The organism is Pseudoalteromonas sp. SR43-3, from assembly GCF_014163875.1.
GTDB lineage: Bacteria > Pseudomonadota > Gammaproteobacteria > Enterobacterales > Alteromonadaceae > Pseudoalteromonas > Pseudoalteromonas distincta.
The window spans coordinates 28577-42800 of the sequence record NZ_JACJEC010000001.1; the positions used below are offsets into that span (position 1 = coordinate 28577).

The 14224-nt window shown below is 39.3% G+C and carries 10 protein-coding genes; 7 read left to right on the top strand and 3 right to left on the bottom strand.

The window, feature by feature from the left end:
- The first annotated feature begins 247 nt into the window (after positions 1–247).
- On the top strand, positions 248–3175 hold the full coding sequence (locus H5088_RS00075; RefSeq protein WP_182751923.1) for a TonB-dependent receptor: 2928 nt from the start codon (positions 248–250) through the stop codon (positions 3173–3175).
- Positions 3176–3379: 204 nt separating this feature from the next.
- On the opposite strand, the gene H5088_RS00080 is transcribed toward H5088_RS00075, so the two are convergent.
- Positions 3380–4396, bottom strand: coding sequence for a LacI family DNA-binding transcriptional regulator (locus tag H5088_RS00080; protein WP_024603984.1), 1017 nt, complete (start codon positions 4394–4396; stop codon positions 3380–3382).
- A gap of 290 nt (positions 4397–4686) precedes the next feature.
- Here H5088_RS00080 and glk point away from each other — a divergent pair, with 290 nt between their 5' ends.
- The 6 genes from glk to H5088_RS00110 all read left to right on the top strand — a co-directional run bounded on the left by glk (position 4687) and on the right by H5088_RS00110 (position 11915).
- On the top strand, positions 4687–5679 hold the full coding sequence (gene glk / locus H5088_RS00085; RefSeq protein ID WP_002959751.1) for a glucokinase: 993 nt from the start codon (positions 4687–4689) through the stop codon (positions 5677–5679).
- A 38-nt stretch (positions 5680–5717) separates the two neighbouring features.
- On the top strand, positions 5718–6731 hold the full coding sequence (locus H5088_RS00090; protein ID WP_002959752.1) for a LacI family DNA-binding transcriptional regulator: 1014 nt from the start codon (positions 5718–5720) through the stop codon (positions 6729–6731).
- Between the two features lie 335 nt (positions 6732–7066).
- Entirely contained in the window at positions 7067–8917 is a 1851-nt protein-coding gene (gene edd / locus H5088_RS00095) for a phosphogluconate dehydratase (protein ID WP_182751924.1), read from the top strand.
- 33 nt (positions 8918–8950) lie between these two features.
- Positions 8951–9571 carry a bifunctional 4-hydroxy-2-oxoglutarate aldolase/2-dehydro-3-deoxy-phosphogluconate aldolase gene (eda, locus tag H5088_RS00100; RefSeq protein ID WP_002959756.1) on the top strand — a complete coding sequence of 207 codons (621 nt, stop codon included), beginning with the start codon at positions 8951–8953 and terminating at the stop codon, positions 9569–9571.
- Between the two features lie 9 nt (positions 9572–9580).
- Positions 9581–10585: a type I glyceraldehyde-3-phosphate dehydrogenase gene (gap, locus tag H5088_RS00105; protein ID WP_002959757.1), complete on the top strand. Its 1005-nt coding sequence runs from the start codon at positions 9581–9583 to the stop codon at positions 10583–10585.
- 205 nt (positions 10586–10790) lie between these two features.
- On the top strand, positions 10791–11915 hold the full coding sequence (locus tag H5088_RS00110; RefSeq protein ID WP_024597617.1) for a sterol desaturase family protein: 1125 nt from the start codon (positions 10791–10793) through the stop codon (positions 11913–11915).
- A 79-nt stretch (positions 11916–11994) separates the two neighbouring features.
- On the opposite strand, the gene H5088_RS00115 is transcribed toward H5088_RS00110, so the two are convergent.
- On the bottom strand, positions 11995–13317 hold the full coding sequence (locus tag H5088_RS00115; protein WP_259395892.1) for a leucine-rich repeat-containing protein kinase family protein: 1323 nt from the start codon (positions 13315–13317) through the stop codon (positions 11995–11997).
- 41 nt (positions 13318–13358) lie between these two features.
- A complete protein-coding gene (locus tag H5088_RS00120; protein WP_002959761.1) occupies positions 13359–14072 on the bottom strand; it encodes a YebC/PmpR family DNA-binding transcriptional regulator in 714 nt (237 codons plus the stop codon).
- Positions 14073–14224 lie beyond the last annotated feature (152 nt).

The following is a 14224-nucleotide window of genomic DNA, read 5'->3' on the forward strand; positions in this document are numbered from 1 at the left end:
TAATTTTGTGTTCATTGTCCTGATTTTCTGTTCGTGCTATTTGCTTTTGTTAATCCATTGTTTCTATTGATATATCCATGGTTAACCGCTATCGCATTTTGTTGGCAAGTTTATTTTTATTGTGTTATTAATTTGTTTCTCTTGTAGGTTAAGAGGTGTTATTTAATTTATATAAGTAATTTTTATGTGAATTTAAATAATGTAATACATAAAAAATAATAATTTAATTATCTAGGGATAAATCAAGATGAACCATAATTTTTCTAAGACATTTAAACGCTCATTTACTGCTGCAGCAGTTGCAATGACGTTAAGTGCGGCAATGCCTGCAATGGCAGATAACGTTAACGGCGCTATAAAAGGTAGCTTAACGGCTCAGTCAGGTGTTTCGCTAGCGGGTGCAACAATAACAATAACAGATGACACTAAAGGTTATTCAAAAACGCTTATTGCAGGTTCTAACGGCGAGTTCGATCTAAAACAGGTACCGGTAGGCAAGTATAATATAGTAGTTTCACAAGCTGGTTTTGACCAAGCTCAAGTTAAAGATGTAGTAATAGGAGTTGGTAAAACAGCTCTTATTGAAATTCCACTAACTACAGGTAATATCGAAAGAATTGCAGTTGTCGGTGGTTCTATTCGTGCGATAGATGTTTCTGCATCAGAATCTTCACTCAATATTAGCTCTGAAGAACTAGAACTTTTACCTATATCTCGCTCTGTAACTTCAGTTGCATTGCTTGCGCCTGGCGCAACTGAAGGGGACAGTCGTTTTGGCGACCAAGCTTCATTTGGTGGTGCTTCTGTAGCTGAAAATGCTTATTACGTGAATGGTCTAAATATGACTAATTTCCGAAATGGTCTTGGTGGCGCAACAATCCCTTTCACCGCGTACGATAGCTTCCAAGTTAAAACGGGTGGTTATTCTGCAGAGTTTGGGCGTACTACCGGTGGATTAATCTCATCAGTTACTAAATCTGGTTCTAATGATTTTCACTTTGGTGTTGAAACGATTTATTCGTCTGACTCATTAAGTGAGCAAGCTCCTAATTCACTTTATAAACAAAATGATCGTTGTGAAGACGCTGATGGGCATTGTATTGGTGATTTATATGTTAATAACCAAGACGACTATGACAACTCATTTGAAACAAGTATTTATGCTTCAGGTGCGATAATTGAAGATACATTATTTTTCTATGGTATTTACACTGCAAGAGATAATGACTACGAATATGGTAATGCATCTCAAACAGATTTAACAGTTGAAAAAGATGATGACCCATATTACCTAGCACGCTTTGACTGGAATATTAACGAAGATCATCAACTAATGCTTTGGGGCTTTAGTGACAAACGCACTTATTCAGAAAAAACAATTTCAGATCCTCAAGGAAATGGTAATTATACTGTAGATGGTGGCACAGCTTATCATAAGCGAGGCGGAGAAAGTTTTGCAGTTCGCTATACTGGTAACCTTACAGATGATCTAAGTATGTCAGCAATGTTTGGCCAAGTTAAGTTTTCAGAAACTGATTACTCAGACTTCGATGATTGTCCTACAGGTTATGATGCCGATTTGGGTGAGGATACTACATGTTATGTAAACTTTACCGTTGGTGAAAATGAAGATAAACGCGAGCAATTGCGAGTTGACTTTGATTACTACCTAAACGATGAGCACACGTTAAGATTTGGCTATGATTCTGAAACTAATACAGCTGATTCAACAACACAAAACTCTGGTGGCGTTTACTACTATTATCGTACATATGAAGAAGGCGCAAGGCTGGCTAATGGTTATGTCTTACCTGAAGAAATGAAGACAACACGTGTACGCGATTATAAAAATGGCGGTTCGTTTGAAGTAGAAAACTGGGCTATTTATATTGAAGATCAATGGTCAGTTACTGAAGATTTAACATTAACATTAGGCCTCCGTAATGATAGCTTTACTAACTACAATGCAGATGGCGAAGAGTTTGTTTCTATTGATAACCAAATTGCTCCTCGTATAGGTGGTTCTTGGGATATTAATGGAGATGGCGATAGTAAGTTGTTCTTCACTGCTGGTCGTTATTATCTACCAGTAGCAGCTAATACAAATATTCGTTTAGCTGGTGCAGAAACGTATATCCAAACTTGGTACGCCTATGAAGGGTTAAATGCTGACGGTACCCCTGTTGGTTTAGGTACTCAGCTAGGTGAACCTGCTATTTCTAATGGTGGTGACGGTACTGCAAAACCATCAAATACCTTATCTGATAAAGATCTTGAACCTATGTATAACGATGAGTATATGATTGGTTATCAAGCAGCAATTAATGATGATTGGTCTTGGGGAGTCAAGGCTACTTACCGTGTTTTAGGTAATCAAATTGATGATGGTTCTTATATCTTTAGTGATGAAAATGGTGAATATTTAGGTGAAAACTGGTTCTTATTTAACCCTGGTAATGGCGCTACTTTCAATTTCGATCTTGATGGTGACGGCACCACTGAAGAATATAGCTTTAGTGCAGAAGAGTTAGGTTATCCGGATGCTAAGCGTAAATATGCATCAGTTGATTTAACATTAGAGAAAACATGGGATCAGGTTTGGTCTTTAAAAGCGCTATACACATGGTCTCACAACTATGGTAATACAGAAGGTTTTGTTAAATCTGATAATGGTCAAGATGATGCAGGTCTTACGCAAGATTGGGATTACCCTTATTTAATGGATGGTGCTAATGGTAATCTACCTGCAGATCGTCGTCATAACATTAAAATTTATGGTGCTTTTGCTGTTACAGAAGACTTCTTGATCGGTGCTAATGTTAATATCGCATCTGGACGTCCTTGGACTGCTTTAGGTCAAGGTTATACTCCAGATCCTGATCAATACCAATATGGTGATACTTACTATGTAGGTGACAAACGTTTCCCTCGTGGCAGCATGGGTACTACACCATGGACAGCACGCTTAGATCTTAACTTTACTTATAACCTTCGCTTTAACGATCAGAAAGTTCGTTTAGCTATGGATGTATTTAACGTATTTGATGCTTCTACTGAAACTCGTTACGACGAAGCTGCAGAAATAGCTGCTGGCGATGGAAATGCTACGTTTGGTTTAGCTCAGTCTTACCAGTCTCCTCGTAGAATTCAATTATCTGCGTCTTACGATTTTTAATAACTTGTTAGTATGAGTTAAAAGTTGTTTAATTAAAGCCTCGTTAGAGGCTTTTTTTATATCTAAATTTTGTATTTTTATGAGATATGAATAGATCAGAAAGAAAAGTGAAATGAATAGATAAAAATATACTGAATAAATTAGTGTCGTTGTAACTTCCAATTAAAACCGTTTATAAATTCTACTTTATTTTATCAGCCCGGCTCAGCTTGAACTTCTAGGAATGAGAATAGGAGGCAACAGGGTGCTTTGAACTTCTTCACCACGTATCAGTTTTAATAGGTTCTCTACTAACATTTGCCCAGCAATAGTGGTGTTTTGTTCTATTGTAGTTAGGGGGGGGTTTACATAACTTGCAATGGCTATATTATCAAAGCCGACTACCGCAACATCTTTCGGCACGTTGATATTTGCTTCTTTAAGTGCGCGTATAGCCCCAATAGCAATTAAGTCACTTGCAGCAAATAAGGCGTTAAATTTAATATTATTAGCAATTAGTGAGCGTGTTGCGTGATAGCCAGATTCTTCAGTAGAGATAGCATTAGCCATTTTACGTTCATTTATTTTAACGTTGTTAGCCAATAGCTCATCTTTAAAACCCTGAAAACGACTAAAAAATTCGGGGCTGTGATCAGAGGCGTCACCAATAAAAGCGCAATCAGTTCTGCTATGCGCAATAAAGTGCTCAGCGGCGAGCTTACCGCCACCGTAGTTATCACAACAAACAGTTAAATCGGGACGGTTATCTACCGTTGCACCCCAGCAAACAAACTTAGTATTTTGTTCAAGTAAGGTGTTAAATTTTGGTTGGTAATCAATGTAATCGCCATACCCGAGTAAAATAATGCCATCAGCTCTGTGGCTATCTTCATAGTCTGCTTGCCAATCAGCACTGGCCGATTGAAATGAAACTAATAAATCGTAACCTTCTTTAGCGCAAGCACGGGTAATACTGCCAAGCATGGCTAAAAAGAAAGGATTTATTTGGGACTCGTCAGAAGTAGGATCTTCAAACAACAATAATGCAAGCGTACTACTTTGTTGAGTGCGAAGGTTACTCGCATTTTTATCAACTTTATAATTAAGCTTTTTGGCTATATCGAAAACACGCTTGCGTGTTTCTTCATTAACAAGGTGGCTGTTACGTAAAGCGCGAGATACAGTCGATTGAGATACCCCTGCATAGTGGGCAATATCAAATGAGGTAGCTTTACCTTTCATTGTTACAACTTAATTAAATTGATAAATAATTGTGTCATTTTCGTTTATTGATGAATAATTTCAAGCTTTTTGTGAATTAACGTATATTTTTATTGATAAATTCCTGACACCGGTGTCATAATGTCAGTGTTTTATCATTTTGTTGTCAAAACGTATTCGCTGTCTATATCTTTATAGGCAGCATTTTTTACTGTGATAGCTACTTTGAGGTGATAGCTCAAAGTATAAATAACAATGGTACACCATTGTAAAATAATAAGCATGAGTCGCTTAACAAAAGAGATAATACTATGAGCCCAAACGCTTCTGCCCAATTTGATCCCATCTTAGTTGCTGATGTCGGCGGCACTAATGCCCGCTTTGCTTTAATAACTGCTTTTAATGAACAGACTAACCAATTTATAATAGAGCACATTAATATTTTTCCTAGTGCCAATTTTGGTTCTCTTGAAAGTGCGCTCGAGCAATATTTACAAACCGTCCCACATATTGCACCCAAACGCGCATGTTTAGCCGTTGCAGGGCCAATAAAAGCCGGGCAAGTGCATTTAACCAATTTAGGTTGGCATTTTAGCGTCAGTGAATTTAAAACTCATTTTGATTTACAACAACTTGAAGTCATTAATGATTTTGCTGCCTTTGCTTACGCTGCCCCTTACTTAGATCCTAAACAAAATGTCATTGTTAAATCAGGTCAAGCTGATGATAACGCAAACATTGGTGTTATAGGTCCAGGTACTGGTTTTGGTGCCGCGTGCTTAGTTAGAACGTCTCAATCTACCGCAGTGCTAAGTTCAGAAGGGGGGCATATATCACTTGCACCTGTTAATGAACTCGATACTTTATTATTAAATGAGTTACGTAAAGATCATCCCCATGTTTCTATCGAAACAGTTTTTTCAGGTCCTGGCATAACGCATTTATACAAAGCAATGTCTGCGGTTAAGGGTGTAACAGCTAAAAATTTAGATGCCGCACAAATTAGCAGCCTTGCAAATAGTGGTGAATGTGATGTGTGTGATGCAACCTTAAACCAGTTTTGTGATTGGATTGGCAGTGTTGCCGGTGATTTAGCGGTTGTTTATGGCGCGTTAGGTGGATTATTTATTGGCGGTGGAATACTACCTCGTATGCAAGCGAGACTTCTTGAGAGTCGTTTTGTTGAACGATTTTCGCAAAAGGGTATTATGTCGCAGTACGCAGGACAAATCCCTGTAACACTCGTAACACAAGACAACATACCGCTTATTGGCGCTGCTGCGTGTTTACACAATAGCAAATAGGGCTTTGGTCTTACAGGTTGTATTTGGATAATGGACAGATGAAAAAAGTAACCATAAATAGTGTAGCAAGCCATGCAGGGGTTTCTAAAAAAACCGTCTCACGCGTGTTAAACAATGAGCCTAATGTAAGTGCCGCCACCCGAGAAAAGGTGCTTGCGGTATTTAAAGAGCTTGATTACACCCCAAATCCAATTGCACGAGGTCTTGCTCAAAATCGTAGCTTTATTATTGGCTGTTTATACGATAACCCAAGTAAAAGTTATATTACCCGAGTGCAAACGGGCGCCTTAGAAGCGTGTAAAGAAAACAACTATAATTTATTGATACACCCTTGTGAGTTTCGTGGTGAAGCACTTATAAATAATATTGAGCAATTACTACAAACTTCTCGATTAGATGGCATTGTGCTAACACCTCCTTTTGGTGATTTTGCTGAGCTTGCTTCTTTTTTAAAATCTAAAAAAATTCCTTATGCAAGAGTTGCTTCAGCTTTACTACAAGATGATTCAATTTCAGTGCGTAGTAACGACGAGCAAGGCGCATTTGAGATTACCGAGCATTTAATTAACCTCGGTCATAAATCTATAGCCTTTATTAAAGGGCACCCGGATCACAGTGCCACGCAACAACGTTTTAAAGGTTACAGGCGTTCACTTGCAAGCCATGGTATAGAATTTGATGAGCGCTTAGTCGAGGAGGGTAACTTTAGTTATCACTCAGGTGTAGATAGTGCACGCAGCATATTAGATTTATCCCCTAGGCCAACCGCTGTATTTGCATCAAACGATTACATGGCGGCTGCCGTACTTAAATTAGCAACTCAGCGCCAATTAAAAGTGCCTGATGACATTTCAATAGCTGGGTTTGATAATGCGCCCATTGCACGTCATATCTGGCCTGGGTTAACAACGATTGCACAGCCCGTTGAAGAAATGACTAAACAAGCCGTAACGCAACTTATTTCACACATAGCTCAACCACAAGAGCAGCCGTATCAGGTAACGCTTGAGTCGCGCTTGATTACACGCGAGTCTACCTCAGCAATAAAATAGTGAGTTTAAAACACTTTCACAGTAGCCCGAATATGAGTGACGCTTATTCGGGCTTTTTTTACTCTGAACTTGCTAAAACATGGTTTGTGCCTAAAAATCAATTAGGTCATTATTCGGTCATGTTAAAATATTAAACTATTTTTGTTACCCGGGGTTGACACCGGTGTCATTGCTATGCGTTAATACAGTGACACCGGTGTCAGGGTTGTTGTGAGAGGCTCCCTGGTAGCGTACCTTTGAACGGGTAAATCAAAGATGCTCAGTACAGTTATTTACGTGGAGTCTGTAGTTGCTACTGAGCCTTTATCCTCTAACTAATAGAGATGAGTTAAATTATGTTACATCCTCGTATTCAAGAAGTTACCCAGCGCGTTATCGAACGCAGTAAAAATACCCGTCAAGATTATTTAGATCGCATTTCGCACGCAAAAAAACAAACAAGAGTTCGTGCCGGTTTAGGTTGCGGAAATATAGCCCATGTTATGGCTGCATGTAGCAGTGATGACAAAGCGCGCTTAAAGGCTGATGAGCAACCAAATCTTGCTATTATCAACTCATACAACGACATGTTATCGGCTCATGTGCCATACAAAGACTACCCAGATTTAATTAAAGACATTGCAACAAAATACGATGCTACAGCTCAAGTTGCTGGTGGCGTGCCTGCAATGTGTGATGGTGTTACGCAAGGGCGTGACGGCATGGAACTTTCACTTTTTTCTCGCGATGTAATTGCTATGTCTACGGCAATTTCCCTTTCGCACGATGTGTTTGATGGCGTTTTTTGTTTAGGCGTTTGCGACAAAATCGTCCCGGGTTTATTAATTGGTGCATTGTCGTTTGGTCATTTACCTGTGTTCTTTTTACCAGCAGGTCCAATGCAATCAGGTATTCCGAATAAAGAAAAAGCACGTATTCGCCAAAAGTTTGCACAAGGTTTAGTGAGCCGCGAAGACTTACTCGAAGCTGAAAGTGCGTCTTATCACAGCGCTGGTACATGTACGTTCTACGGTACTGCCAATTCAAACCAAATGTTGATGGAAATAATGGGCTTACACCTTCCAGGTAGCTCGTTTATTAACCCTTACACTGAGCTTCGCGATGGCCTTACAGGTAATGCTGTAGAGACAATGCTTAAGCAGCTTATAGATGATAAAGAAAGCCCGTGTTTAGCCGATGTGATCAGCGAAAAAACGATTATAAACGGTTTAGTAGGCCTGCTTTCTACAGGTGGTTCTACTAATCATGCAATCCATATTGTTGCGATAGCAAAAGCTGCCGGCATTCAGGTTACGTGGAAAGATATGTCTGACTTATCAGAAGTTGTACCACTTCTTACACGTATTTACCCTAACGGCTCAGCTGATGTAAACCACTTTCAAGCAGCAGGCGGTATGGGTTTCTTAATGCGAGAACTAGCAAGCGCTGGTTACTTACATACAGACGTTAAAACAATGCTTGGCGATGGTTTAGCACCATATATGACAGAGCCTCGTTTGGATAAAGACGATAGCTTGATCATGAGCGACTCAACTGGCCCAACTAAAGTTAAATGGGTAGATTGCCCAGCAAACTCGCACGATGAAGAAGTACTTCGCCCAGTGAGTAACCCATTTAGTAAGCAAGGTGGTCTGCAACTTCTAACTGGCAACTTAGGTAAAGCTGTTATCAAAGTGTCAGCTGTTGCTGAAGAACATCAAACCGTTACTGCTCCTGCAAAAGTATTTAGTTCACAAAGTGCTCTGCAAGATGCATACACTCGTGGCGAATTAAACCAAGACTTTATTGCCGTGCTAAAAGAGCAAGGCCCTAAAGCGAAAGGTATGCCAGAGCTACACAAGTTAACGCCAGTAATGGCAACGCTTCAAGATGAAGGCTTTAAAGTAGCCATTGTTACTGACGGTCGTATGTCGGGTGCATCAGGTAAAGTACCTGCTGCTATTCACTTAGCACCAGAGGCAGTAGAAGGCGGCATTATTGCTAAAATCCGAGAAGGCGATTTAGTGACGCTTGATGCGCCAAACGGAATATTAAAAGTACACGTTAGCGACGAAGAACTTGCTAAGCGTGAAGCAGAGCTTAGCCTGCCAAGTGCAACATTTGGTACAGGTCGTGAATTATTTACTGGATTTAGAAATATCGTAAGCAGTGCCGATTTAGGCGCGAGTGCTTTTGGGCTTGAATAAATATTAGCCATACTGGGTAATGAGGAACAAGTAATGAGTATTGAAAAAATCTTAGCATCGGCACCCGTAGTGCCAGTGGTTGTAATCGAAAAATTAGAAGATGCAGCACCACTTGCAAGAGCTTTATACAACGGTGGCTTAAAAGCCTTAGAAATAACACTACGTACACCCATTGCTGCAGAAGCTGTAAAGCTAATGAAAGCAGAAGTACCTGAAGCCTATGTAGGTACTGGTACGGTAGTAGATAAGGCAAGTTTTGATCTTTCGGTTGCCGCTGGTGCTGATTTTATGGTGAGTCCAGGTGTTAGTGATGAGCTTATTGCTTTAGCTAAAACATCAGATATACCATTTTTACCAGGCGCTGCAACTGCAAGTGAAGTTATGCAACTTGCGTCGCATGGTTTTAAGTATTTAAAATTCTTCCCAGCAGAAGCTGCAGGCGGAACAGCTATGCTTAAATCAATCGGTGGCCCATTACCACATATTACTTTTTGCCCAACTGGCGGCATTAGCCTAGCAACTGCTCCTAATTATTTAGCGCTTAACAACGTTATTTGTGTTGGTGGTACGTGGATGCTAGATAAACAACTAATTGAAAATAAAGACTGGCAAGCAATTGAAGCGCTTGCTCGCCAAGCAAGTGAACTTAAATAGGAGTCTAAAATGATTAATGTAGCAATTAACGGGTACGGCCGTATCGGTAGAAATGTTTTACGTGCACTTTATGAGTCAGCTCAAAACAGCGAAATTAAAATTGTAGCAATTAACGATTTAGCACCAGCTAACGTAAATGCCCATTTAACGCAATATGACTCTGTTCATGGTCAATTTTCAAAAAAAGTAACACTTGAAAACAACACTATGCTAATTGGGGATGACGTAATTACGTTAACGCAAGAGCGTGACCCTGCAAACTTACCGTGGAAAGAGCTAAACGTAGATATCGTTTTAGAATGTACTGGTTTTTTCACTAAACGTGATGACGCTGCTAAGCACATTACTGCAGGCGCTAAAAAAGTAATCGTATCTGCTCCAGGTACTGGTTTAGATGCAACAGTAGTGCATGGTGTAAACAGCGACGTAATTAATGCTGACAGCAATATCATTTCTAACGCTTCTTGTACTACTAACTGTTTAGCGCCAATTGCAAAAGCAATTAACGACACAGTAGGTATTGAGCAAGGTAGCATGACGACTATTCACGCTTACACCAACGATCAAAACTTATCTGACGTTTACCACCCAGATTTATACCGTGCGCGTAGTGCAACTCAATCTATGATCCCAACAAAAACAGGTGCTGCGGCAGCTGTTGGTTTAGTATTACCAGAACTTGCTGGTAAATTAGATGGTATGTCGGTACGTGTACCTACAATCAATGTTTCTTTAGTTGATTTTACGTTTATCACTAAGCGTGATACGACTGCAGAAGAAATCAATGCAATCATGAAAGAAGCATCAACGGGTTCAATGAAGAGTATTTTAGAATATAACGAGCTTCCGCTTGTTTCTATCGACTTTAACCATAACCCAGCGTCGTCTATCTTTGATGCAACGCAAACTAAAGCCAATGGCAAACTAGTTAAAGTAATGGCTTGGTACGACAATGAGTGGGGTTTCTCAAACCGCATGTTAGACCAAGTTAAAGCATTAGGTCAGTACTTATAATTGACCTTGTAAAAGTTTAGCTTTATCCAACCAAGCCACGCATTGCGTGGCTTTTTTGCGTTTAGTTTATCTGTATATTTGCAATTCAAAATTAGAAGGGAACTATTTGTATTTTTTATACCCTAAATTTTGTTAATATGTGGGTGTGTAAATCAATGGAATTTCGTTGTATTTAATCAACTCAACGACGCAAGGAATAATAAAAATGATCAGAGCTCTATCGCGAAAAGTATTTCGCACAAATCATCTTCAGATAGGTGAGGGCAACATAAGTGGCTACATAGCCTGCTTTTTAGCAATACTGAGTTGCTTAGGCGTATTAGCGTTTCACTTTCCTGAATATTTAACCACACCAGAGCTGAGAAAAAGCTACAGCGTCGACTTTTTACGTCAGCTTATGTTTGCATCATTATTGGTCTCGGGCAGTTTAGGATTACTTAACTTTGTACGTAATACCAATAAGCGTTTAGGGGCTACAGCGTGGTTTTTTATTTTACTCGCTATTATGTTTGGCGGACCAAACGTTGAAGTAAACGAATTTGCTTCTGATACACCTTATATAGGGCTTGATTGGTTTATTTTAGATTTACTCGGCTCAACACTTATATTTATTGTGATTGAAAAGTTATTACCTCATCGTAAAGATCAAAAAATATTACGTAGCGAATGGCGAGGCGATTTAAACCACTTTTTTGTAAATCATTTAATTATTGGTTTTGTATTACTCGTTACTAACCACTTTGTGCATTATGGCTTTGGCTGGGCTGTATCATCTACAGTACAAGGTTATATAGAGCAAACACCCTTTATAGTGCAGTTGTTTTTAATAATACTCGTGGCTGATTTAATGCAGTATTGGGTGCATCGTGCCTATCACGAAGTCCCTTTATTATGGCGCTTTCATGGCGTACATCACAGTGCTAAAGAAATGGATTGGTTAGCGGGCTCTCGCCAGCATATTCTTGAAATACTCGTAACGCGCAGCTTAGTGCTCACGCCTATATTTGTACTTGGTTTTTCACAGCAAATAATTAGTTTGTACGTAATAATTGTGGGTTTGCAGGCTGTGTTTAACCATGCAAATGTGCGTGTGAAATTTGGTTGGCTAAAATATTTTATGGTTACACCGCAGTTTCACCATTGGCATCATGCGTCAGATAAAGCCGCGATTGACCGAAATTACGCTGCACATTTTTCGTTTTTAGATTATGTGTTTGGTACTGCTGTTAAAGGCCAAAAAGAGTGGCCACAAGCGTATGGTGTAGTCGGGGATTACATGCCCGTAGGTATGCTTAAACAACAGGTTTACCCGTTTAAGCGCACTAAATAAGTACGGAAAATCCGAATAAACATAAAATAAAAGCGAGTAAGATGTTACATTTTGCTCGCTTATATTATTAATATTAAATTTATTTTAGCTCTGCTAATAACTCAGTAAATGTAGGTCTTTGATTTAATGTAGGTTGCATGGCACATTTTGCCATATCGGACATTTTAACAAAGAGCTCACTTTGTTTATCATCGCCAGTTACCGTGCCTATTAAGTCTTCAATTAAACACCCTAATGCACGTACTTCAATTAACTCGATTTGCTTTTGTTGATAATCACTTAACATGGCTAAGTTTGTGGCTGCACCAAAATCACCAAATAATACATCAGCATCTTTGTTTATCATGGTGTTATGCGCATACACGTCGCCATGGCTTACTTTACAAATATGCAAGTGATGTAAGGTACTTACCATTTGCTGTGCAATTTTTAAAATAGCGTGAGTTGAGTAATGGCAATCATCATTAAAGGTATCACGAGTACAGGTTTCAAGGCTTGGAGGCAGGCCTAAATTAGCAAAGCTTTTATCTATTAGCTCCATTACTAAACCTAGCTGATCACTTTGCTCAATGTAGGCAAGTACTTGAATTAAATTAGCGTGATCGCCTGCTTGTAAGCAGCAATTTACTTCATCAAGCGGGTAGCCGTCGCTGGTAATTGCGCCTTTAAATAATTTAATCGCTACAGCACTTTCAATAGCTTGTGCTAAATGAATAACGCCCGATGCACCTTGGCCAATAACATGACTAAGTGTGTAATCGTTAAGAGACTTATTTTCTAAGCAGCTTTTTGTAAGGCACTGGGCTTTATTAAAATCGTTACCGGCAAACGCAAGCCAAGCAAGTTTAGGCAATTCAAACAGCCAGTCGTCTACGTGTGTTAAGTTATTAGCAGAGAGCCTAACAAGCTCAAGGTTTTTACACTGCGCCATGCTACTTGGCAGTTGCTTAAGTTGATTGCCTGCAAGCGCAAGCTTTTTAAGCTGGGTATAATTACCGAAATCTTCAGGCAATTCGCTTAACGTATTATCGGTGAGTATTAGCCACTCAATATTTTTTGGCAGGCTGTTTAAAGCAAATTCAGAAATTTGGTTACCTTTAAACGCGACCATAATTAAAGCAGGGCATTTAGCGAGCACTTTAGGAATATGCTTAAACTGATTAAACGATAAAAACACACGCTTCAGGTTTGTTAAACAGGCAAATTCATCAGGTAGTGTTGATAAGTTATTATTTGATAAATCGAGAACTTCAAGCGTGTCAGCTAAGCTAAAGATTTCTTCAGGAAATGTCGTTAGCTCTTCTACCAATTGCAGGCGAGTAGCACCAACAAGTTTGCCACTTTTAAGCTCTTTAAGGGAGTTCATATTAATACCATGTTCTAAAAATGAAAAAGCCAACATAGCTGTTGGCTTAAAGTCGTTCTAACTTACTAAATCGCTCTTTAGAATTGCGCGTTATGGTAAACGTTTTGCACGTCGTCGCAATCTTCTAACATTGCTAAAAAGCGTTCCATAACTTCAACGTCTTCGCCTTCAATCGGTGTTTCAATTTGTGGCACAAAGCTAATTAGGTCTTCGTCAAATTCAGTCACGCCCATTTCTTCAAGCGCTGTACGTGTATTGTTGTACTCTGTGTGAGGAGCAAAAACAGTAACTTTACCGTCATCTACTTCTACGTCAGTTACATCAACATCAGCCATCATAAGAGCTTCAAGTACTGCTTCGTCGTCATCACCGTCAAATACAAAAATAGCAAGGTGATCAAATAAATGTGAAACAGAGTTTTGAGCGCCAATTTTAGCATTCGCTTTGGTAAAACAAACACGTACATCAGCAAAGGTACGCTTGTTGTTGTCTGTTAAACAGTCAACAATAATCATACAGTTACCAGGGCCGTAACCTTCGTAACGTGTTGCTGCGTAGTCTTCACCGCCGCCGCCTTTTGCTTTGTCTATTGCGCGGTCAATAACGTGTGCTGGTACTTGGTCTTTTTTAGCGCGTTCAATTAAACGACGTAATGATAAGTTACCATCTGGATCTACACCGCCGTTTTTTGCACAAATATAAATTTCTTTGCCGTACTTAGAATAAACTTTAGTTTTAGCACCCGCAGTCTTAGCCATTGAATCTTTTTTGTTTTGGTAAGCTCTTCCCATCTGCGTTTCGCCTTAATATATGTAAATAATAGAATAAAATTATAATGCGTATTCTAAAGGTAAATGCATTCAAGGGCTAGTAAGTATTAAAACAGATTAAATCGGTAACGTTTAAAAGCCATGTAAACTGTATTTTATTAATGGGATCATCG

Excerpts from the sequence above, each read along its gene's own strand:
- gap (WP_002959757.1), top strand. The coding sequence starts at position 9,581 with ATGATTAATGTAGCAATTAACGGGTACGGCCGTATCGGTAGAAATGTT.
- H5088_RS00120 (WP_002959761.1), bottom strand. The coding sequence starts at position 14,072 with ATGGGAAGAGCTTACCAAAACAAAAAAGATTCAATGGCTAAGACTGCG.
- H5088_RS00090 (WP_002959752.1), top strand. The coding sequence starts at position 5,718 with ATGAAAAAAGTAACCATAAATAGTGTAGCAAGCCATGCAGGGGTTTCT.
- H5088_RS00080 (WP_024603984.1), bottom strand. The coding sequence starts at position 4,396 with ATGAAAGGTAAAGCTACCTCATTTGATATTGCCCACTATGCAGGGGTA.
- edd (WP_182751924.1), top strand. The coding sequence starts at position 7,067 with ATGTTACATCCTCGTATTCAAGAAGTTACCCAGCGCGTTATCGAACGC.
- glk (WP_002959751.1), top strand. The coding sequence starts at position 4,687 with ATGAGCCCAAACGCTTCTGCCCAATTTGATCCCATCTTAGTTGCTGAT.
- H5088_RS00075 (WP_182751923.1), top strand. The coding sequence starts at position 248 with ATGAACCATAATTTTTCTAAGACATTTAAACGCTCATTTACTGCTGCA.
- H5088_RS00110 (WP_024597617.1), top strand. The coding sequence starts at position 10,791 with ATGATCAGAGCTCTATCGCGAAAAGTATTTCGCACAAATCATCTTCAG.
- eda (WP_002959756.1), top strand. The coding sequence starts at position 8,951 with ATGAGTATTGAAAAAATCTTAGCATCGGCACCCGTAGTGCCAGTGGTT.
- H5088_RS00115 (WP_259395892.1), bottom strand. The coding sequence starts at position 13,317 with ATGTTGGCTTTTTCATTTTTAGAACATGGTATTAATATGAACTCCCTT.